Here is a 19,829-nt window from a genome sequence, read left to right as displayed (position 1 = left end):
AAGGGGGGGACAAGAGTATTCAAAGTCTCCCGACTATCAGGGAGAGACTAGAAACACTCAAAGTCCCCCTTTTTAAGGGGGATTTAGGGGGATCGAGACTTTGAGAAAAACGAGAGAGACATCTGGTTTGGGTCTTAAAATTGATACCAATAGAAAATGCCGTGTCTCTACCGCAGCTAAATTTAAAAACTGATGGCTGGGAACTAAGAACTCAGAAATAAAAGCTAAGGAAAAAGGAGAAAGTTATGGCAAATCTCAAAACTATTCGCGATCGCATTAAGTCGGTCAAGAACACTAAAAAGATTACAGAAGCAATGCGCTTGGTGGCTGCTGCTAAGGTGCGCCGCGCTCAAGAACAGGTGACTGCTACTCGTCCTTTTGCCGATCGCTTGGCAGAAGTCTTGTACGGTTTGGCAGAACGCTTGAAGTTTGAAAGCCAGGATTTGCCGCTGCTGAAAAAACGCGAAGTCAGAACAGTCGGACTTTTGGTCGTTTCGGGCGATCGGGGTTTGTGCGGTGGCTACAACGGCAACATCATTAGATACGCCGAAAATCGCGCCAAGGAAATCAAAGCTGAAGGCTTAAACTACAAATTCGTGTTGGTAGGACGCAAAGCTACTCAGTATTTCCAACGCCGCGATCAGCCAATTGATGCTACTTACACTAACTTGGAACAAATCCCAACAGCACCGGAAGCAGCGCTAATTGCTGACGAATTGCTGTCTTTGTTCCTGTCGGGAACTGTGGATAGAGTTGAGCTAATTTACACCAAGTTTGTGTCACTAATTAGTTCGCGTCCAGTAATTCAAACCTTGTTACCCCTCGACCCCCAAGGTTTGGAAACTCCCGATGATGAAATCTTCCGCTTGACAACAAAAGGCGGACAGTTTCAAGTATCGCGGGAGAAAGTTTCTAAACCTACCAAGAGCTTGCCGCGGGACATGATTTTCGAGCAAGATCCGGCGCAAATTTTGGATGCTCTTTTGCCGTTGTATTTGAACAACCAATTGCTGCGGGCTTTGCAAGAGTCTGCGGCTAGCGAGTTGGCGGCGCGGATGACAGCGATGAACAATGCAAGTGAGAATGCTAGCGATTTGATCGGCAGTTTGACGCTGACTTATAACAAGGCGCGACAAGCGGCAATTACTCAGGAAATTCTGGAAGTTTGCGGCGGTGCTGAGGCTTTAAACGGTTAAGTTAGACTTGACAAATTGTTAATTTTATGCTAGGCGTCTGGGGTAACTCAGGCGCTTTTTTTATTTGAAGTCTCTTCTCTTCATCTGCGTGAATCCGCGTTAATCCATTATCATCTGCGGTTAAGAAATTCTCTTTTAACCGCAGATACAGGCGGATTAGCGCAGATGAACGCAGATGAGATGATAATCTATATGTTTTAAAGCTTTAAACCTATATGAGTGACAAAAAAACTGTGGCTATTAGAGTAGAAATGCCCCCGGAATTGCGGAACCGATTTAAGTCGGCTGTTGCTAGAGAGGGTAAAAATATGAGAGATGTTTTGCTTGAATTTATGGAGGAATATGTCAAGCAGGCCGAACAACCAAAAATAGAAGCAAGTCAAAACCAAAACAACACGTAGCTGCTACGCGTAGCGGTTGATATAACGCATACAGGGCAAGACATTTAGTTGTTTAACTGTAAGGGAATTATGAAGTGAGGAGCGATCGCCTATTCCTGCACAATTTCCACCAAGTCTTCAATCATTACATCAAAGGTGCGAGCCAATTTGTGTATGGAAATGAAGTCAATAGTTGAAACTCCCGGACAGCGGGCGTAGTGTCTGACTGTACTGTAAATTACTCCCGATCGCTCTGAAACCTCTTTTAGCGTCCAACCTTTCTCAGCCGCAAATTCCCTGACTTTTAGTCTGACTAAACCCATACTTGACAAATGATGGTGTACCATCATAAGATATTTTTATCCCAAAAGGCGATCGGCTAATCTTGGACAATCTCATACAAATCTTCGACCATCACATCAAAAGTCCTCGCCAACTTGTCCAAGGCTGTCACATCAATTGTTGCTAAACCGGGCGATCGGGCATAGGTTCTGAGCGTACTGTAGACTACGCCCGATCGCTCTGAAACCTCTTTGATCGTCCAGCCTTTCTCAGCAGCAAACTCTTTAACCCGCAATCTAATTAAACCCATAAGCTCTTGAGATGTGATTGATATAAGTCATAGGATTGTACTGTAAAAGGCGATCGCCTATTCTTTGACGACCTCAACCAAGTCTTCGACCATCACGTCAAAAGTACGTGCCAACTTGAGCAGACAAGTAAAATCAACCATTGCCATTCCTGGAGAACGCGAATAGGTGCTGAGGGTGCTGTAGTTGACTCCCGATCGGTCAGAAACCTCTTTGATCGTCCAGCCTTTCTCACCAGCAAATTCTCTAACCCGCAATCTAATTAAACCCATAAACTCTTGACAGATGATTGATATAGGTCGTACAATCATTATAATGTAAAAAGCGATCGCCCCTAGGCCTGGAAAACTCAAGGACGATCGCCTATCAAAGTTCAAATCCCATCAACTGGGATGTATTAACCATCTGAAATTCCCATCAAGTGGGATGTACCAACCGTCTGAAATTCCAAGTAATTGGGATGTACCAACCATCTGAAATTCCCATCAAGTGGGATGTATCAACTATGTTAGCAAGCTTTCGACCAAAATCAACCCCCAGGCACAGATTGAGCCGGTTTGTCACAAAAGAGGCGATCGCGCGGCTGCTGAAAATCGCGGTAGAACAAATATATCGCTTCGAGTGCTGGGCGCATATCCTGTACGTGCACGCCCAAGGGATGAGTCGGTTTGTGAGTTATGCCGACTTTCCCCCGGTGGTGGGAGTGGAATCGCCGTCTGGTTTAGATTTTGGTTATTGGAAGCGGCGGATGGCGAGTCTGAAGGAGAGATACGCGCCGGATTTTTGGGTGGATTTCTATGCGGAGAGATTTCGGGAAGCCGTTTCTGTTGCTGAATTGTTGGAGTGGGGAGAGTTAGTTGGGGTGGTTAAATTGATGTTGGGGGCGATCGGGCTGGAGTCGCTGCGAAAGGTTTACGCCCAAGAGAAATCTCTGCTGGAACATTTCTAATTTGTAGTATTCCCGAACGCACTGGTGGTCAGAAACCGGGTTTTTCACGAAAGTCTTTGTCGGAGCCAGCAGTAACGGAAAAACCCGGTTTCTTTGGTCTTGATGGGTTCAGGACTGTTGTAGAGCAAGATTTCAGGAAGGAGCGATCGCTAAAATATAATTGGACTATCTAAACTCTCGCTATGAAGTCATATCAAGGAATAAAAAAATGACAACCGAACGCTGGACAGATGAAATGGTGGATGATTTGGCTTCTACTGTTGAGGATTTGGCTTCCACTGTAGAGCAAACGACTCGGAATATCGAACAAACTAACCAGAATGTCGATATGCTGGTAGGTGCTGTCAATGCTATTTTAGCAAGAGACAGTCAACGGGATGAAGAAATGCGGCGGCGGGATCAGGATTTTCAACAGTACAAAATAGAAAATGACCAGCGATTTAATAATTTGCTGGAAGAAGTCAGATTTTTAATCAAAAAACTGGGAGAGAATCAAGGATAGATTAGCTTTGTTCAAAATGCTGTTGTTTGTCCTACGCCAAACCCTGCGATACAAATCCAGCCCAATAATGGGTACTGACAAAGGGCAATCGTTTCTGACCAAGCAAATCTAATCGATAACGAAATCCAGCCTATTTATGTTTATAGTTTTTAACTATCGGGGTCGTTTTTTTGATGATTGTGAAACTACACTACTCAAACCTTTTTTCCACTGACACTGGAAAGTTTTATCTATTAAGTCTTTTAAGCAAACGACTTTAATATTAGAATTATGACATGAACCATATCTGTTTTGTATATTAATAATTTCACAGCCTATACCTTTTAAATCATTAGTAAATGAAATTTCTCCAACATAATCTCCATCATCCACAGGATTACCATCTTGCACAGATTCATCGAGTTTCCAACATACAATCTGATCGGTGACTACCAATGGATGATTAAATAGCTCATCGCTTGAAAATGTATATTTATATTCCAAGCCTTTAAGTTCTTGTTTTAAGGTATCATCATTAAATTCGGCAGCTAAACTATCAATTCCTTGACCGGAAAAATTTAAAGGTCTTAACCAAAAATTAGAGTAGCAAGAATTTGCAGGAATCAGATGAGCCAACAATGTATATAATGCACCTACTCCATGTTCTTCTCCGACACTAGGAACAAAGAACTTCTTGCCTTTTAAAACTTCACGATCTAAAATATGAAAATAATCTCTTTGAAGGATTTGTGTTTTAACTTTATTGAATTGCTTGACTTGAACTTCGGTCTTTGATTCACTAACTTCACTTCCGATTCTCTGTATCAACTCTTTAAAAACTTTGCTGTCATTCCAAGCTCGATCTAAAAAGCTCTTAATATGTACCAAAAACTGTTCATTCCTTAGAGTTTTAATTGACGTTCCACTTAAAGAATTTCTGTCCGTTACTAACTGAAAAGTACCGTTAATCATCAACAAATAATGTGTCATAGCTTTACCATCACTTAAAACCATATAATCTTGTAATAAACTATGATTAAATATTTCATTATAAGAACATATTTTTAGCCCTTCAGAGCAAATAAAAGTTCCTCTTTGTGAACTAAACCCAATACCTGACTTCTTTTTTCCTTGGCGATCTAAGTCTTCATAATATTCTAAAGCTCTTCTGTTTCCATCAATAGCCAATACTAAACAGTAGGTAATGCCATCAAATTTAAACACATGGGCGCTACGATAATAAAATCTACCTGAATTAAGTCGCTTTATCTCTGTTGGCGATTTCCATGAATAATCTTCCATTCCTGGAATAATAAAGTCTTGTTTATCAATATATGGATATCCAGAAGCAATCTCTTCTAATTTACTTTCCCTGCAATTCCAAATAAAAAGCTGGCATTTATCGTTATAGGTAGGAGATGAAGTTTTAAAATTTTTAGCGTCTATTGCTCTAAACCCTGTTCTTTCGTTATTTAGGATTCTGACATCTCCATGTCTGGTATAAAATCTGATATAACTTTTGATATAGGGATATTTTTGATCGGTACCGTAATAGTTGGAAAAATTATCAATTTCTAAATTTTTGACAAGTATTAGGGAGCCAGTTTCAAGATGTGATTGGAAATATTTTTGGTCTAAATGATCTAAAATACCTACTGTTCGAGCATCAGGCTGCGGTAGTAGGTTTTTTAAAGTTAACCAAGGTTCCATATCTTCTTGAACATCAATGTTGTCTTGTTCAGAATCTAAAGTATCTCTCGGATTATCTATAATTACGGAACTCCAGCAAGATTCATTATCCTCTTTACATCTGGTAATAAGTGCAAATTTTCCTGAAGCAAAGCAAAGTTTTGAGCCTTGACATTTGTAACCTATAGATTTTCCCGGAGTTTTAGTGGAAAGACCTATTGAGAAGAAAGCATCTATTGGAGTTACTCCATTAACTTCTTTTTCCGAGCTTATACCAATCCCATTGTCAATAAATATAAACCCTTCATATTGAAGTAAAGGATATATTTCTATAACAGATGCTTTAGCATCATAGGAGTTGGAAATTAGTTCTCGAATTACTTCACATGGATCTTTCCTATTAACAGATAATTCTAATAAAGTATGTTTGTAATTAATACGGCAACGAATTTTACGATTTTTTTTGTTCATAATCAATTAAGTTTACAAAAGTTTTTATTTTAGATTATTCTTTAACATTTAACCCTATCACCACTCAGTAGATTTGTCAAGCATTGCCAATGACAAATAAATCAGGAGTTGAGATACATGGTCAATGCTGAAAGACTGGTCTGAAGAAAGCCGTTATCAAAAACATAACAGAAAACTGCTTCATAGCTGAGGATGTGGAGTTGGTGATATTTGTCTTTTTTGCGGTCAAAGTTCGATCGCCCTTCCCGATCGCCCATAATAATAACAAGTAAGTTTCCTAAAAGCGAGGAAATAACTATGGTCGCTGCTAATGTCGCACAGAAGCATTTTACTCTAGAAGAGTTCATGGCCAATCCCCTCGACCAGATGGAATGGGTGGATGGACAACTCGTGGAGAAAAATGGAGCCACACTCAAGCATGGTAAAATTCAATCAAACCTGGGTTGTGCTTGGGCAAATTACATGATTTCCAGCAAACAGCGAGGTGAAGTTTATATTTCAGCACCTTGCCGCACTAACCGACAAATTCGCCGTCCCGATGTCGCTTATCTCACACCCGAATTAGTTGCACAATTTGGCAACCTTGCCACTTTACCTCAAAGTTTCCCCTTAATTGCCGAAATAGTTTCACCTACCGATATCGCTGAAGATGTCTTTCTCAAAGCACAGGAATATTTAGCATCTAGCTGTCAGGAAGTTTGGTTAGTTTTTCCCGATAGTCGTTTAATATTTGTGATGACTCAAGATCGAATGCTGACATTTCGATCCGGCGATACCGCCACCACTCAACAAATCTTGATGGGTTTTAGCATCGAGGTCGATCGCTTGCTAGCTTAAACATCAAACTAAATTGCTACAATATATTTGAGACTCCCCCAGTCCGCGCAGGCGGACTTCGTTTGTGTAGCCCCGAATTCTATTCGGCGGGCTTAACATTAACAACTTCGTTTGTGTAGCCCCGAATTCTATTCGGTGGGCTTAACATTAACAATGAATGCTTAATCCTTAATATCCCACCATTCTAGAAAACGCCATGTCAGACGACTTTTCCCTAGATGAGCTTTTAAATAGAAGTTACTACGCCTTCAAAGACGCCGAAAACCAAGTGGGACAGTGCAATGTTTTAGTCATCGGCAAAACCGGAGTCGGCAAAAGTACCCTGATCAATTCCGTGTTTCGCCAGCGCTTAGCAGAAACCGGAGTCGGCCGCCCCGTCACTCACGGCATCCGCCAATATACCAAACCGAATTGCCCGATCGCAGTTTACGACACTCCCGGACTCGAACTCAACGCCGAACAAATTAAAATTACTCAATTAAACGTTGCTAAACTCATAGAAGACCAAAGACTCCTCCACCCCAAAGAACACATTCACGTCATCTGGTACTGCATCAATCACGGCGCAAATCGCATAGAATCCGTTGAGGAAGGCTGGCTAAGAGAAATGGAAATCATCGATGTACCAGTTATTTTAGTCCTCACTCAAACTACATCGAAAAAACCGAGCGAGTTTTTCAAGCAACTGGAACACATGAATTTGCCAGTCAGTCAAGTTATCCCAGTCATGGCTGAACCGGAAGAGATTGATGAGGATTATACAGTAAAATCTCACGGTTTAGACAAGTTGGTTGATGCAACTTTTCAACTGCTACCAGAAGTAGCGAAAAAGGCTTTTGTCAAAGAACAAATTGCCAATATTGGACTCAAATCGGACATGGCATTTAAGTATCTAAGTGCCTATGTTGCCGGTTCTGCAATTATCGGTGCAACTCCTGTACCTTTTGCTGATGCACCAATTTTGATGACGATGCAAACGGCAATGATTGCGAATATTACTGTGATTTTTGGAATGCCCTTTGATAAGGGGTTTATCTCGGCGATGCTGTCGGCTATTAGCGGTGCTGGTGGGGTGACTGCTGTTGGTAGAAGTATTGTGACTAATTTGATTAAAATGATTCCCGGTGCGGGTACAATTGTCGGTGGCGCTATCTCCGGTGCAACGGCGGCAACTCTCACCCTTGCTCTTGGTTTGGCTTACATCGAAGTGCTTAAAGCTTATATGAAAGCTCAAGTTAATGGTGAACAGCTTTCTTTGCAGCAGTTGACTAAGATGTTTGTGGATTTGTACAAGGATTATGCGTCGTCGGGGCGTAAAACTTTGAAGGATGAGAAGCAGAATCAACCACAGCCACCGAATCAAATTAATATTGAGTAGATTGGGAATTGGGCATCGGCCAAAGAGGGCATTGGGCGGAGCGTAGCGGAGGGATTGGGCATTGGGCGGAGCGTAGCGGAGGGATTGGGCATTGGGCATTGTTATTTTTTAGTTCCCCTAACTCATTACCAATTACCCATTACCAATTATCCATTACCAAAGATTGATATATAGCCTTTATCAAAAATATGAGGTATGACTGACAGCTTATATAATCGCTTAAACTAAGAGGGCCCAAGCCCAACAACGTACCTTATCTTTTTGAGAACCGCTATAATATTATTGAATTCTGCAAAAGGGAGTCAATGGCTATGGTAATGACAGCCGTTTTATCAGAAAATGTTTCTCTAGAAGACTTCATCGCTAGTCCCCCCGACGATATGGAATGGGTGGACGGGCAAATATCGGAGAAAAATGGAATGACAGTAAAACACAGTAGAATCCAATCTAGACTAGATTTTTCTTGGAGAAGTTACAAGATATCTAGCGGACAAGGGGGCGAAGTTTATACTGAAGTTCCTTGTCGTACTGACAGGCGAGTGCGTCGCCCTGATGTTGCTTATCTGACTGCTGAACTTGTTGCTGAATATGGCGATGTTCCTACTTTTCCTCAAAGTCCGCTATTAATTGCTGAAATTGTTTCTCCTACTGATATTGCGGAAGAGATTTTTTTGAAAGCACAAGAGTATTTGGATTCTGGTTGTCTGGAAGTTTGGATTGTTTTTCCAGAAAGTTGCTGGATATTGATAATGACTCAAACTCAAAAGTTAGCGTTTAATTCCGGTGACGTAATCAGCACTCAGTTAGTGCTGCTGGGTTTTAGTGTTGCGGTTGATGAGTTGTTGGGTTGAAGGCAGAAATTAGTTATTAAGTGAGTGAACATATATTGCGTGTCATTACAAAGAAACCGGGTTTTTACAGAATTTAAGGGCTGCAATCAAGTATTTTTGTAAAAAAACCGGTTTCTAGGCCCCCGTGCGTAACTCCTATAAATTTTGTCAACTTGCACCAAATCACCAACAGCGGTACAATGTTTTCTGCTTTGTTTGCAAATCTACCGTAGATTCCAATTGGGAATTAAAACCAATAATTGAAATATGTCTCAAACTTACACTGTTGAATTACTCCACCAAGGCAGCACTTATACCGTAGAAGTGCCGGAAGATCAACCAATTCTGCAAACTGCGATCGCCGCGGGGATTGATTTGCCCAACTCTTGCAATTCGGGGGTTTGTACTACTTGCGCTGCTAAGGTGGTTGAGGGTCAACTGAAGCAGGTTGATTGCATGGGTGTTAGTCCGGAACTTCAGGCTGAAGGTTATGTGTTACTTTGCGTTTCTTTTCCCCGATCGCACTTGAAGATAGAAACTGAAAAAGAAGACATTGTTTACGCTCGCCAGTTCGGTAAATCCTAGGACTAAGCTAAAATTTACGTAAGTACCTAAGTACCGATCGCGGTAAAACCACTATGGATCGCCCCATGACCACCCATTTCATTTCCGCAGAAGTTGACCTCCAGGACACCGCCGAAGAACTCCACTCGGCTATTGAAATTGAACTGCAAAAGCACGGCGAACCCCTGCGCTGGGCAGTCACAGATGTGGATGTCGATCGCCAAAAAGCCCTGGTAGAAGGCTACGTGCTCGTGGAAGCATCCCCGGTATCAGCGTGAACCCCCCCCCTTTAACAGTGGTTTTGATAGTCCCCACAGGCGTTGGAGCCTCGATCGGTGGGTTTGCAGGAGATGCTCTACCTGTCGCTAGGGCGATCGCCCAAGTTTCTGATACGCTAATTACTCACCCCAACGTCCTCAACGGCGCTCAACTTTATTGGCCCATACCTAACGCCCTTTACGTGGAAGGTTATGCTCTTGACAAATTTGCCGCCGGATGCTGGGGACTGCAACCGGTACATCAAAATCGCATCGGCTTAATCGTGGATTGCGCGATCGAACCGGAGTTACAATTGCGCCACTTGCAAGCGGTTGATGCTGCTAGAGCTACATTGGGTTTAAACATAACTGATTGTATTTTGACCGATCGCCCCCTGCAAGTAGAATTACGCATTTCAGAATCAGGGGCATCCTGGGGGACGATCGGCAATCCCGACAGTTTACTGCGCGCAGCCGACAAATTGATCGCACAAGCCAAAGTCCAGGCGATCGCTGTTGTGGCCAGATTTCCCGACGATGAAGGTAGCGTCGCGCTGGAAAACTACCGCCGCGGCAAAGGAGTCGATCCCCTCGCAGGCGCGGAAGCAGTCATCAGTCACCTCATTGTCAGAACATTTAAAATTCCCTGCGCCCACGCCCCCGCCCTGTCGCCACTTCCCCTCGATCCACATCTTTCGCCGCGATCGGCTGCGGAGGAAATCGGTTATACTTTCTTACCTTGCGTGCTCGCGGGTCTTAGCAAAGCTCCCCAGTTTACAACACAGAAAGCCCAGGAACACAGCCAATTATCCATTACTGCCGATCGAGTTGATGCGGTGGTAATACCGGCCACAGCGTGCGGTGGCAGTGCTATTCTGAGTTTGAGCGGGCGATCGACAGTACAAATTATTGCTGTGGGTGACAACAAAACCCAGATGCAAGCTTCCCCAGAAAAACTCGGAATCAAAGCTTTGCAGGTAAACTCATATTTAGAGGCGATCGGCGTATTGGTCGCTTTACGAGCCGGCATTAGTCCAGCTTCTTTGGGTGCAGACATCTCCTCCCTGCGGTGTTTGTCTGACTCAACTCAACAAATCTAAAATCTAAAACCTAAAATCTAAAATTGATTAAGTGCCAGAAAAACTTCCCGAAAATCCCGAAATTGAACCGTTGACGCGCACTCAGGTTTTAGTAGCAATGGGCGTGACAGCAATTATGTTGCTGGCGGTAGCTAAATTGTGGTTGATATTTGGATCGGTATCGCTTTTACCCGTGAAATTCATCGTCATGGATTTGTTCAAAGGATTGGCGATCGGACTGGCAATTACAGGCGGTAGTGCGATCGTATATCAACTCTGGCCCGGTTATCGCCGGAGTGCAGACATTTACTTAGAAGTAGTGCTCAAACCTTTGTTTTGGCCGGATTTAATTTGGCTGGGACTGCTACCGGGACTTAGCGAAGAATTGCTATTTCGAGGCGTGATGCTGTCTGGTTTGGGCTTGAATGTGACCGGTTTAGTTTTATCGAGTTTTTGTTTCGGCATTCTGCACTTGGGAGGAATGGATCAGTGGCCTTATGCTGTTTGGGCGACGGCTGTGGGTTTCCTGCTGGGTTACAGTGTTTTAGCTACTGGCAATTTGTTAGTACCAATTACGGCTCATGTCTGCACGAATTTGATTTCTAGCTGTGTTTGGAAGTGGGAACACAATATGGTGAAGCGGTAGAGCGATCGCGCAGATTGGTTTGTAGTGAGGACTTCAGTCCGCAGAAATCCAAGGACTAAAGTCATTACTAGATTGGTTTGTAGTGAGGACTTCAGTCCGCAGAAATCAAAGGACTAAAGTCCTTACTACGAACCTTTGGTATTTGTTTGTAGTGAGGACTTCAGTCCGCAGAAATCAAAGGACTAAAGTCCTTACTACGAACCTTTGGTATTTGTTTGTAGTGAGGACTTCAGTCCGCAGAAATCAAAGGACTAAAGTCCTTACTACGAACCTTTGGTATTTGTTTGTAGTGAGGACTTCAGTCCGCAGAAATCAAAGGACTAAAGTCCTTACTACGAACCTTTGGTATTTGTTTGTAGTGAGGACTTCAGTCCGCAGAAATCAAAGGACTAAAGTCCTTACTACGAACCTTTGGTATTTGTTTGTAGTGAGGACTTCAGTCCGCAGAAATCAAAGGACTAAAGTCCTTACTACGAACCTTTGGTATTTGTTTGTAGTGAGGACTTCAGTCCGCAGAAATTAAAGGACTAAAGTCCTCACTACGAACCTTTGGTATTTGTTTGTAGTGAGGACTTCAGTCCGCATCAATCAAAGGACTAAAGTCCTCACTACGAACCTTTGGTATTTGTTTGTAGTGAGGACTTCAGTCCGCAGAAATTAAAGGACTAAAGTCCTCACTACGAACCTTTTTTATGCTGTAATTGACGAGACACGATCAATTGACTTTTGATATATTAAAACCGTCGAATCCGATCTTTATTAAGGCAGTTGATAACTGCTCGATCGCACAATCAATTCACCTTGACTGGGGTTACGGCTGAAGATAAAAGCTCCTTCTTTAGTTTCGCCGCTTGACAAAAAATCAATTTGCTGATCGGCAGATTCCAAGACTTCGCCCTTGACGCGCAGTTCGGCTACAACTTGCACTGATTCTGCCGTTTCGCCACCCGTGTTAGTAACTTTAAACGGTACGTAAAATTGCCCTTGCGTGGCGCGAATTGGCTCGTTGCGAGTCACAGAAATCACAGGAGGTTCCTGTTTTTTAGTCACCCAGTTGTAAAGTACGAGTCCGGTGATGGTAGACAGGATCGAACAGGCGATCGCAAATGTTACCCATTCAGCAAAAGTTCTTTTTTGTGGCTGTTCGTTATTACTTTCCTCATTACTGTCATTCATACCGCCAACCTCCCCGCCGCGCCGCCAACAGTTGCCGGCAATCCCAATACTAACGTATAGCCCAACCAAACAGACCACGGATCGTCAAAGCTGAGTTTGTGGAAAAAAAACAGCATAAATGCAGAAGCCACCAGCGATACTAAATAAGCCATCACTGTTTCGCTGAGGGGACTCTGAAAAATTCCTTGATGCTGCTGGCGTTTTGCTTGATAAGTAAAGTCAGCTACGAATACAATACCGTAGGAAATTAGCAGCGAAGCGGCGATAATTGCTAATTGCCAAGGTGGCGAAATAGCTGCGGCTAGCATGGGAATTTCGTCAGTTGGGGCGATGTTGAAAGCAATGATCATCGCGCCGATTAAAGTAGCGCCGATATCTGCTAAAGTGGGATTAATCATCGGTTCGCTGTCGCTGTCTGAGCTTTGATAGTGATCGCCACTCAAGAAACCGCTTGCCAGGGCCACTCCCAAGGCAAAGGGCAAGCCTTCAAAAATGATTTTCCCCAAAGCTTGTTGCAGCGGAGTATCCGGCGTAATTTCCCGGAGCAAAAACAGGATAACAGCGGCGCAGACAATCCCAATCGCGATCGCTTCTACGCTATCGATTGCAGCATCCCGCCACCGGATGTCCTTAGTTTTGCGAAAGCCTTCAGTGCGAGTCAGCAAGAAAACGACGATAAAAGTAGTTACAATGGCGATCGACATTTGCGCTGGTTTAGTAGAGGAACCGATCCACCAAACCTCCATCGTATAAAGCAGCGGAATGCCGAACAAAAAGCCGCCCGATGCACCTCGAATAATATCTCTTAGTTCATTTGACCACTGATTTTTGCGCTGTTTTTTTGCTTTGTTCATATTTCGGCTAAAAAGCTAATTAAAAATTATACAAAATTTCCCGCGCTTATAAATCTCTTTGCCAAATCTTGATAGTATTTTCATCACTTCCACTAGAGTCTGCCCATCCGGACTAAAAGCCACGGAATAAACTCCCCATGAATGCCCCAAGAGACTGCAAAGTTTCTCTCTAGCGTCAAGATTCCAAAGTTCGATAATACCAGGTTCCCTGCTATCATCTTCGCTGTCAGAATCCCACCCACCACTTGCTAAAATTTTACCATCAGGGCTAAAAGCTAAGCAGAAGTCTCCCATTGAAGTTTCCGCAAGAGTATAAATTTTTGCCCCTGTATAGAGATTCCACAACTTGATATTCCCCCGAGAGTGCAAGGTAGCAAAATTTTCTGCATCAGGGCTGACAGCGATCGCATAAACAGAGTCCATCCCCTCTTTCCAATGCTTTGTCCAGATTTCGTCTCCAGTGGCTAAATTAAAAGCTACTGCACTTAGAGAAACATAATCATCTCCACTGCTACTGACTAGAATCTTTCCGTCAGGACTGAATAAAATATCCAAACCATAATATATTTCTACTGGCCACTTTAAAGTCCGAATTTGTTTTCCATTGCTAAGGTTCCAAAGTTTGATAGTTGTGTCTTCACTGGCACTTGCCAGAGTCTTTTCGTCGGGACTGATGGCTACAGAAGTAATTATGTTTGAATGGCCGTTAATGGTGTAAATTTCCTCTTTATTGCTGAGATTCCATAGTTTGATAGTTGCATCTTTACTACCGCTAGCAAGAGTTTGCCCGTCAGGGCTGAGGGTAATAGATGTAACCCCTTGTGAATGTCCTGCTAAAGTATGAATTTCTTCCCCTGTGTTGAGGTTCCACAGCTTAATGGTACTATCAGAACTTCCGCTAACTATAGTCTGTCCGTCTGGGGTGATGACAACAGAAGTTACCGAACTTGAATGTCCGTGAAGGGTGTGTACGCATTGCCAGTTGGGAGTTTGAAACATTTATAACTTATGGCGATCGATAATTTGACATATTTTAAGTGCGAGCTTAGATAGCATCTCCACTCAACTTTGTGCATAAGCTATTAAAAATTCCTCTCTTGAAATTCCCGGCTGAGTACAAATTGCTCTCAGTGTCCCTGATTTTATTTGATCGTGGTTAGGCATTACCAGCGGAGTCTCCGTGCCATCCTGATTTTATCGCACCATGACAATATGTTCGCGTTCTCTAATAGTCCTAAAACCCAAAAACTGAAATGTTCTGATGACTCGTTTTTTAGGAGCATCGACAGGAAATTTCGACATTAAATAGCCACCTCTGCCTTTACTAAAAAAGTCTCGACAGCGGATGATTCGTCTTCCATAATTTCTTGGCCGAATATCTCGATGTAGCAGCGAATAGCTGACTTGACATCAGCTAATGCTTCCTCATAGGTGTTACCTTCACCAACTACAACACCTTTGATGCCAAGGGGATAGGCTACATAACCGTCGGGATGTTTTTCAATTATAATTCTAAATTGTTTCATCTTCGCCTCTTTATTTTTATACTAACTTAATTCACCACAGGCGCGCGATCGCATAACCATCAAAAATAGCATCAACGCTCAAAACGGGTATCTGTTCTGCCATAGATTGGGCAATTATCAGCCTGTCAAATGGATCGCAGTGATGTAAAGGCAGTGAAGCTACAACCTCAATGTGGTCGAAACTTATTTCCAGTATCTCAATTCTATTAACTGCGATCTGCTGCTTGATAAACTCCATAAAAGGCATACTAAAATTTAGCCTGCCTATGCTATGCTTAATCGCCATTTCCCAGACGCTAGCTGTACTGAAGATAATATCGTTATTTCCGTTGTCAATTAGCGATCGCGCTGTTGTGCTGAGTCTTGAACTATCTGTCGCGTACCAAATAAAGGCATGAGTGTCCAACAACAACCTCATTCCATGTACTCCTTAAATTCTTCTAGCGGTTCATCAAAATCATCGGACATCCAAACCATGCCTTTAGCACTCCCTGCTTGCCGATTGGGTTTAGCTTGTTTGGGAATTCCTACCAATTTTACAACAGGCTGATTATCTTTACTAATCGAAACTTCTTCACCTCTCATCGCCGCTTCGATTAATTCCAAAAGCTTTTCTTTTGCCTCAACAATATCTACTTGATACATAACTCGTGCCTCCGCATAAAGTTGGAAATTTGAGATTTGAGATTGACCGTGACTAATGAAGCTTGCGATCCTGTATTTTCATCAAATGAAAGACCAGATTTGTTTGACTCTATCTCGCACTTGCGCCAAATCATCAGGGGTTAATATTCCCAGTCTCCTTTCAACTAAACTTTTTTGTAATGTGTTCAGTTTATGCAAGCGAACCGCTGAAGGTCGCTTTAATCCTGCTTGTTGGCATTCCTGAATTTCGACATCAAAGCTTGTACGAGGAATTTGACTGGTTATCTTGGCAACAATCATGTCTTCATCTCCTGTGTCCAGCAGTACCAGGCCAGGACGGCGTTTAGTTTCGGTTGCACCCGCAAATAAGAATGCGACTATAACTAATTCTCCAGACTGATAATTAGACATAGCTCAAACCCGATCGTAAATTGTATCTTCTTCGCTGCAATCTGCAAAGAATTGTGTGGCAGCAAGACGATGCCAATCTGTTTTTTCCTCTACTTCATCTGTTTCTGAGTTTGTTTGTTCATTCACTAGAATTATCACTCTTACATCTTGGTTGACTGCCAAGTATTTTAAAATGTCATCGGTCAAGTTTATTTTTCCTTCCGATGTAACTTTTGCTGGAAATTCGTAGGCTTTCATAATGTGAGTTTTAGATTTGTGTTTCCCCAGTTATTGCTACCTTAACATAATCTCAATCAGACAAATCCTCTTCCTCCAAGTCAACAGAAGGCAACTCCGTATCATCCGACTGCAACTGAGCCGGAGTAGCCGGAATCGCCGCAATGATTGCATCGATCACTCTAGCCACCGGAATAATTTCCATCCCCAAATCTGGCACGGATTGATTCTTCGGAATAATCGCCCTTTTGAAGCCCAATTTCGCTGCTTCTCTCAGTCGCAGTTCTAATTGCGAAACTGGGCGTACTTGTCCGCCCAAACCGACTTCTCCGAGCAAAACTGTGCGTGCATCAATTACCCGATCGCGAAAACTGGCCACAACTGCGATCGCCACCCCCAAATCCGCCGCCGGTTCCTCCACCTTCAACCCGCCTACCGACGCCACAATCACATCCAATTTAGACAAAGGAATCCCCACCCTTTTCTCCAAAACAGCCAAAATTTGCTGCAATCTACTACTATCCACACCAGTAGTAGAACGGCGTGGCGCACCAAAACTTGCAGGGCTGACTAACGCCTGAATCTCCACTAAAATCGGTCGAGTTCCCTCGCAAGCAACCGTCGTCGAAGTACCCGGAGAAAATTCATCCTTATTGCCTAAAAACAACTCCGACGGATTATCTACTTCTCGCAAACCATTGGCTACCATTTCAAAAACACCGATTTCGTGAGTCGCGCCAAAACGGTTTTTCATCGATCGCAAAAGGCGATGAGAAGCAAATCTATCGCCCTCAAAATACAGTACAGTATCTACCAAATGCTCCAAAACCCTCGGCCCCGCCAAAGATCCATCCTTAGTAACGTGACCAACCAAGAATAAAGTAATATTTTCCCTTTTTGCAACCTGCATCAAAGCAGACGTACATTCCCGTACCTGAGCCACCGAACCCGGAGCCGATGTTAAATTAGCAAAATAAATAGTTTGGATGCTATCAATCACCGCCACATTCGGTTTCAGCGCTTCCAACTCCCGCAAAACAACTTCTAAATCCGTCTCTGGAAGCAAGTAGAAATTCTCCGCTGAATTGTCCTGGGAATCGGTTTTAGCATCTCCATTGCTATCAGATATATTTCCGCCATTGCTTGACAAATTAACCGGATTAGCCACACCCAAGCGCTGCGATCGCAATTTTACTTGCTGACCAGACTCCTCCGCACTAACATAGAGTATTCTATCCTTGCGCGCCAACATATTCGCCATCTGTAATAGCAGCGTCGATTTCCCGATTCCCGGTTCCCCGCCAATCAACACCAGCGATCCCGGAACAATCCCACCTCCCAAAACTCGATCGAGTTCCCCATAGCCAGAAGGCCAGCGAGACTGAGTTTGGTCGGAAATCTGCGATAATCTAAAAGATACCTTTGGTTGACCCTTCGACTTATCAGGAGGCGAACCGCCCACTGACTTAGTTGTCACCCCAGTCAAACCAGCCCGTGGCCCACCAGCAGTATGTGGTTCTAACTGCTCGTCAAAAGAATCCCACTTGTGACAGCTAGGACACCTGCCAAAATATTGTGGTGAATCATACCCACATTCCCGACAAATATATTGTATTCGAGGCTTAGGCATTGTTTACTATGATAAATAGTCACCCTAACATTTAGAAAAGTCTGAGTTAAAGCAATTATCAAGCTTTCAGACCGATCGCCATACACGATTCAATCTGTATATTCTATGATAGGGTACAAAAAATTAAGATTATCTGAAATGTAACTTAAGGAGTGCTCGGTAACTTGGAAAATCATAAAGAAAAAATTCTGGTAGTCGATGACGAAGCCAGTATCCGGCGCATTCTGGAGACTCGCCTTTCCATGATTGGCTACGATGTCGTCACCGCTGCTGACGGTGAAGAAGCTCTCGAAACATTTCGCAACACCGAACCCGACTTAGTAGTTTTGGACGTGATGATGCCGAAGCTCGACGGTTACGGGGTGTGTCAGGAGTTACGCAAAGAATCAGACGTACCCATCATCATGCTAACCGCTTTGGGAGACGTAGCCGATCGCATCACCGGTTTAGAATTGGGCGCCGACGATTACGTCGTCAAACCTTTCTCTCCCAAAGAGCTCGAAGCCCGCATCCGTTCGGTACTGCGCCGGGTTGACAAAAACGGCGCCTCAGGAATTCCCAGTTCGGGAGTCATCCACGTCACCAACATTAGGATTGACACAAACAAGCGCCAAGTTTATAAAGGCGACGAACGAATTCGGCTCACAGGCATGGAATTCAGCTTGTTAGAGCTGCTTGTCAGCCGTTCTGGAGAGCCTTTTTCGCGATCGGAAATTTTGCAAGAAGTTTGGGGATACACGCCAGAACGCCACGTAGACACCCGCGTTGTGGACGTTCACATCTCCCGGCTGAGGGCAAAGTTGGAAGACGACCCCAGCAATCCTGAATTAATTCTCACCGCCCGCGGCACCGGCTATCTATTCCAGCGCATTGTCGAAATTGGCGAAGTCGGTTGACAGTTGGCAGTTGGCAGTTGGCGGTTCGGTTCGTAGTGCGGACTTCAGTCCGCTCTTATTCTGCGGACACTCCCGACGCACTACGAACCTTAATCCTAACTAATGACTAATGACAAAATCGGATCCAAATAAAGTTTTGCGGCAACTACCCTTAGTTGCGGGAGGGTTAGCAGGCACGCTGCTGGTGGTCAACCGCTTCCTGACAGAGCAAATTACAGACTCTCAAACTCGATCGGACGTTTTGGGAGTAATTATCAGCGCCCTGCTGATTTTAACAGGTTTGCTGTGGCAACAGGTGCAAGCGCGATCGCCCGATTCGGTACAGCTTACCGGCTCTGAAGGCTTCGAGCTGGCGCCGGATTTGCCCGATGCCGTCAAGCTAGAATTAGCTTGGGCGTCGCGTTTGCTGTTGACAAATACGGCCACAAGGGCGATCGTCATTGTCTATCAAGGAAAAGTCTTATTGAGGCGCGGCATCTTAGGCATCAATCCCGAAGTCAAGCCAGGGCCAATATTGCAGCGAGTGCTCGACAAAAACAAACCAGTTTATCTAGTAAATCTGAATATCTATCCCGGCAAAATCGAATTCGACTATTTGCCAGAAAATACCCAAGGAGTTATCTGTCAGCCGATCGGCACTCAAGGCGTATTAATATTAGGTGCTAACGCGCCGCGCAGCTATACCAAGCAAGATGAAAATTGGGTTGAAGGCATTGCCGAAAAACTAGAAAATACCCTCAACCAATTTTAGATTTTAGATTTTAGATTTTAGATTTTAGTTGGTAGGGTTTTGGTGCCCGCAGCTTCGGCTAGAGACAGTCGTAGGGTGCGTCAGAATACGTTATTGTCTCAATCATGGAAAAGCTATTTTCTGACGCACATTGTATCACGGGATGGCGATGGGTGGAGTTGCAGGGGTAGGTCAAATTCAGTTTTTGCAACCATTTTTGACGCTGCTGGCTTCGGCTATTTTGCTTGGTGAGACTCTGGAGCCGATCGCCCTAAGTAGTTAAGCAAAATTAATTACATAATTATCTCCAAACTCTTTAAGAATTTTTTCTACAGATGAAACAAGAGATTGCCAGCTAGAGTAAGCATCTATTTCGAGCCATGTATATTTGATAAACC

27 protein-coding genes are annotated in these 19,829 nt (G+C 43.6%); 13 read left to right on the top strand and 14 right to left on the bottom strand.

From position 1 onward, the window contains the following. The first annotated feature begins 245 nt into the window (after positions 1–245). Positions 246–1,196: a F0F1 ATP synthase subunit gamma gene (locus QZW82_RS25755; protein ID WP_293154895.1), complete on the top strand. Its 951-nt coding sequence runs from the start codon at positions 246–248 to the stop codon at positions 1,194–1,196. A gap of 215 nt (positions 1,197–1,411) precedes the next feature. Beyond that, a complete protein-coding gene (locus tag QZW82_RS25750; protein WP_293154892.1) occupies positions 1,412–1,597 on the top strand; it encodes a hypothetical protein in 186 nt (61 codons plus the stop codon). An 89-nt stretch (positions 1,598–1,686) separates the two neighbouring features. Here the strand turns inward: QZW82_RS25750 and QZW82_RS25745 are convergent, their stop codons facing one another. The 3 genes from QZW82_RS25745 to QZW82_RS25735 are packed head-to-tail and all read right to left on the bottom strand — an operon-like array spanning position 1,687 to position 2,438. Continuing rightward, the gene (locus QZW82_RS25745; RefSeq protein ID WP_106149042.1) at positions 1,687–1,899 is read right to left on the bottom strand and encodes a helix-turn-helix transcriptional regulator; all 213 of its coding nucleotides are present in this window, start codon (positions 1,897–1,899) and stop codon (positions 1,687–1,689) included. A gap of 56 nt (positions 1,900–1,955) precedes the next feature. Continuing rightward, a complete protein-coding gene (locus QZW82_RS25740; protein WP_293154889.1) occupies positions 1,956–2,168 on the bottom strand; it encodes a helix-turn-helix transcriptional regulator in 213 nt (70 codons plus the stop codon). A gap of 57 nt (positions 2,169–2,225) precedes the next feature. Next, on the bottom strand, positions 2,226–2,438 hold the full coding sequence (locus tag QZW82_RS25735; RefSeq protein ID WP_106149040.1) for a helix-turn-helix transcriptional regulator: 213 nt from the start codon (positions 2,436–2,438) through the stop codon (positions 2,226–2,228). Positions 2,439–2,626: 188 nt separating this feature from the next. On the opposite strand from QZW82_RS25735, the gene QZW82_RS25730 reads away from it, so the two are divergent. Then, entirely contained in the window at positions 2,627–3,115 is a 489-nt protein-coding gene (locus tag QZW82_RS25730) for a hypothetical protein (protein ID WP_293154881.1), read from the top strand. 208 nt (positions 3,116–3,323) lie between these two features. Beyond that, the gene (locus QZW82_RS25725; protein ID WP_293154878.1) at positions 3,324–3,617 is read left to right on the top strand and encodes a hypothetical protein; all 294 of its coding nucleotides are present in this window, start codon (positions 3,324–3,326) and stop codon (positions 3,615–3,617) included. Between the two features lie 153 nt (positions 3,618–3,770). Here QZW82_RS25725 and QZW82_RS25720 read toward each other — a convergent pair whose 3' ends face one another. Both QZW82_RS25720 and QZW82_RS25715 read right to left on the bottom strand, forming a co-directional pair. After that, the gene (locus QZW82_RS25720; RefSeq protein WP_293154875.1) at positions 3,771–5,756 is read right to left on the bottom strand and encodes an ATP-binding protein; all 1,986 of its coding nucleotides are present in this window, start codon (positions 5,754–5,756) and stop codon (positions 3,771–3,773) included. A gap of 101 nt (positions 5,757–5,857) precedes the next feature. After that, the gene (locus tag QZW82_RS25715) at positions 5,858–6,103 is read right to left on the bottom strand and encodes a hypothetical protein (RefSeq protein WP_293154993.1); all 246 of its coding nucleotides are present in this window, start codon (positions 6,101–6,103) and stop codon (positions 5,858–5,860) included. Here QZW82_RS25715 and QZW82_RS25710 point away from each other — a divergent pair. The 7 genes from QZW82_RS25710 (at position 6,054) to QZW82_RS25680 (ending at position 11,347) form a co-directional block, all read left to right on the top strand. Continuing rightward, the gene (locus tag QZW82_RS25710; protein ID WP_293154872.1) at positions 6,054–6,593 is read left to right on the top strand and encodes a Uma2 family endonuclease; all 540 of its coding nucleotides are present in this window, start codon (positions 6,054–6,056) and stop codon (positions 6,591–6,593) included. The two genes, QZW82_RS25715 and QZW82_RS25710, sit on opposite strands and share 50 nt — an antisense overlap. A gap of 196 nt (positions 6,594–6,789) precedes the next feature. Then, positions 6,790–7,971: a GTPase gene (locus tag QZW82_RS25705; RefSeq protein ID WP_293154869.1), complete on the top strand. Its 1,182-nt coding sequence runs from the start codon at positions 6,790–6,792 to the stop codon at positions 7,969–7,971. A gap of 305 nt (positions 7,972–8,276) precedes the next feature. Then, positions 8,277–8,822 carry a Uma2 family endonuclease gene (locus QZW82_RS25700; protein WP_293154866.1) on the top strand — a complete coding sequence of 182 codons (546 nt, stop codon included), beginning with the start codon at positions 8,277–8,279 and terminating at the stop codon, positions 8,820–8,822. 246 nt (positions 8,823–9,068) lie between these two features. Further along, positions 9,069–9,386 carry a 2Fe-2S iron-sulfur cluster-binding protein gene (locus tag QZW82_RS25695; protein ID WP_293154863.1) on the top strand — a complete coding sequence of 106 codons (318 nt, stop codon included), beginning with the start codon at positions 9,069–9,071 and terminating at the stop codon, positions 9,384–9,386. A 65-nt stretch (positions 9,387–9,451) separates the two neighbouring features. Beyond that, entirely contained in the window at positions 9,452–9,643 is a 192-nt protein-coding gene (locus QZW82_RS25690; protein ID WP_293154985.1) for a hypothetical protein, read from the top strand. Further along, positions 9,640–10,722 carry a DUF3326 domain-containing protein gene (locus QZW82_RS25685; protein WP_293154860.1) on the top strand — a complete coding sequence of 361 codons (1,083 nt, stop codon included), beginning with the start codon at positions 9,640–9,642 and terminating at the stop codon, positions 10,720–10,722. The genes QZW82_RS25690 and QZW82_RS25685 overlap by 4 nt, the downstream gene beginning before the upstream one ends. A 31-nt stretch (positions 10,723–10,753) precedes the next feature. Next, positions 10,754–11,347 carry a CPBP family intramembrane glutamic endopeptidase gene (locus QZW82_RS25680; RefSeq protein ID WP_293154857.1) on the top strand — a complete coding sequence of 198 codons (594 nt, stop codon included), beginning with the start codon at positions 10,754–10,756 and terminating at the stop codon, positions 11,345–11,347. 759 nt (positions 11,348–12,106) lie between these two features. Here QZW82_RS25680 and QZW82_RS25675 read toward each other — a convergent pair. The 9 genes from QZW82_RS25675 to radA all read right to left on the bottom strand — a co-directional run bounded on the left by QZW82_RS25675 (position 12,107) and on the right by radA (position 17,805). Then, the gene (locus QZW82_RS25675) at positions 12,107–12,523 is read right to left on the bottom strand and encodes a TIGR02588 family protein (protein ID WP_293154854.1); all 417 of its coding nucleotides are present in this window, start codon (positions 12,521–12,523) and stop codon (positions 12,107–12,109) included. Continuing rightward, a complete protein-coding gene (locus QZW82_RS25670) occupies positions 12,520–13,377 on the bottom strand; it encodes a TIGR02587 family membrane protein (protein ID WP_293154852.1) in 858 nt (285 codons plus the stop codon). The genes QZW82_RS25675 and QZW82_RS25670 overlap by 4 nt, the downstream gene beginning before the upstream one ends. A gap of 15 nt (positions 13,378–13,392) precedes the next feature. Then, complete coding sequence (locus QZW82_RS25665) at positions 13,393–14,376, bottom strand: WD40 repeat domain-containing protein (protein WP_293154850.1); 984 nt, start codon at positions 14,374–14,376, stop codon at positions 13,393–13,395. 302 nt (positions 14,377–14,678) lie between these two features. Beyond that, the gene (locus QZW82_RS25660; protein WP_293154848.1) at positions 14,679–14,903 is read right to left on the bottom strand and encodes a hypothetical protein; all 225 of its coding nucleotides are present in this window, start codon (positions 14,901–14,903) and stop codon (positions 14,679–14,681) included. 31 nt (positions 14,904–14,934) lie between these two features. Next, a complete protein-coding gene (locus QZW82_RS25655; protein WP_293154845.1) occupies positions 14,935–15,321 on the bottom strand; it encodes a type II toxin-antitoxin system VapC family toxin in 387 nt (128 codons plus the stop codon). Next, a complete protein-coding gene (locus tag QZW82_RS25650; protein ID WP_293154842.1) occupies positions 15,318–15,548 on the bottom strand; it encodes a type II toxin-antitoxin system prevent-host-death family antitoxin in 231 nt (76 codons plus the stop codon). The genes QZW82_RS25655 and QZW82_RS25650 overlap by 4 nt, the downstream gene beginning before the upstream one ends. Before the next feature lie 81 nt (positions 15,549–15,629). After that, positions 15,630–15,959: a type II toxin-antitoxin system PemK/MazF family toxin gene (locus tag QZW82_RS25645; RefSeq protein ID WP_293154839.1), complete on the bottom strand. Its 330-nt coding sequence runs from the start codon at positions 15,957–15,959 to the stop codon at positions 15,630–15,632. Between the two features lie 3 nt (positions 15,960–15,962). Next, positions 15,963–16,196 (bottom strand): hypothetical protein, encoded by a 234-nt coding sequence (locus tag QZW82_RS25640; RefSeq protein ID WP_293154836.1) that lies wholly within the window; start codon positions 16,194–16,196, stop codon positions 15,963–15,965. Positions 16,197–16,248: 52 nt separating this feature from the next. Beyond that, positions 16,249–17,805, bottom strand: coding sequence for a DNA repair protein RadA (gene radA / locus QZW82_RS25635; protein WP_293154833.1), 1,557 nt, complete (start codon positions 17,803–17,805; stop codon positions 16,249–16,251). Positions 17,806–17,969: 164 nt separating this feature from the next. Between radA and rpaB the strand changes: the two genes are divergently transcribed. Both rpaB and QZW82_RS25625 read left to right on the top strand, forming a co-directional pair. Next, complete coding sequence (rpaB, locus tag QZW82_RS25630; protein ID WP_071587789.1) at positions 17,970–18,701, top strand: response regulator transcription factor RpaB; 732 nt, start codon at positions 17,970–17,972, stop codon at positions 18,699–18,701. Between the two features lie 109 nt (positions 18,702–18,810). Further along, positions 18,811–19,452, top strand: a complete 642-nt coding sequence (locus QZW82_RS25625; protein WP_293154822.1) for a cofactor assembly of complex C subunit B — start codon at positions 18,811–18,813, stop codon at positions 19,450–19,452. The last annotated feature ends 377 nt before the right edge of the window (positions 19,453–19,829 follow it).

The organism is Microcoleus sp. bin48.metabat.b7b8b9.023, assembly GCF_013299185.1.
In the GTDB taxonomy this organism is placed as follows: domain Bacteria; phylum Cyanobacteriota; class Cyanobacteriia; order Cyanobacteriales; family Microcoleaceae; genus Microcoleus.
Note: the sequence above shows the minus strand (reverse complement) of the source record. Positions and strands in the feature narration are given on the sequence as shown.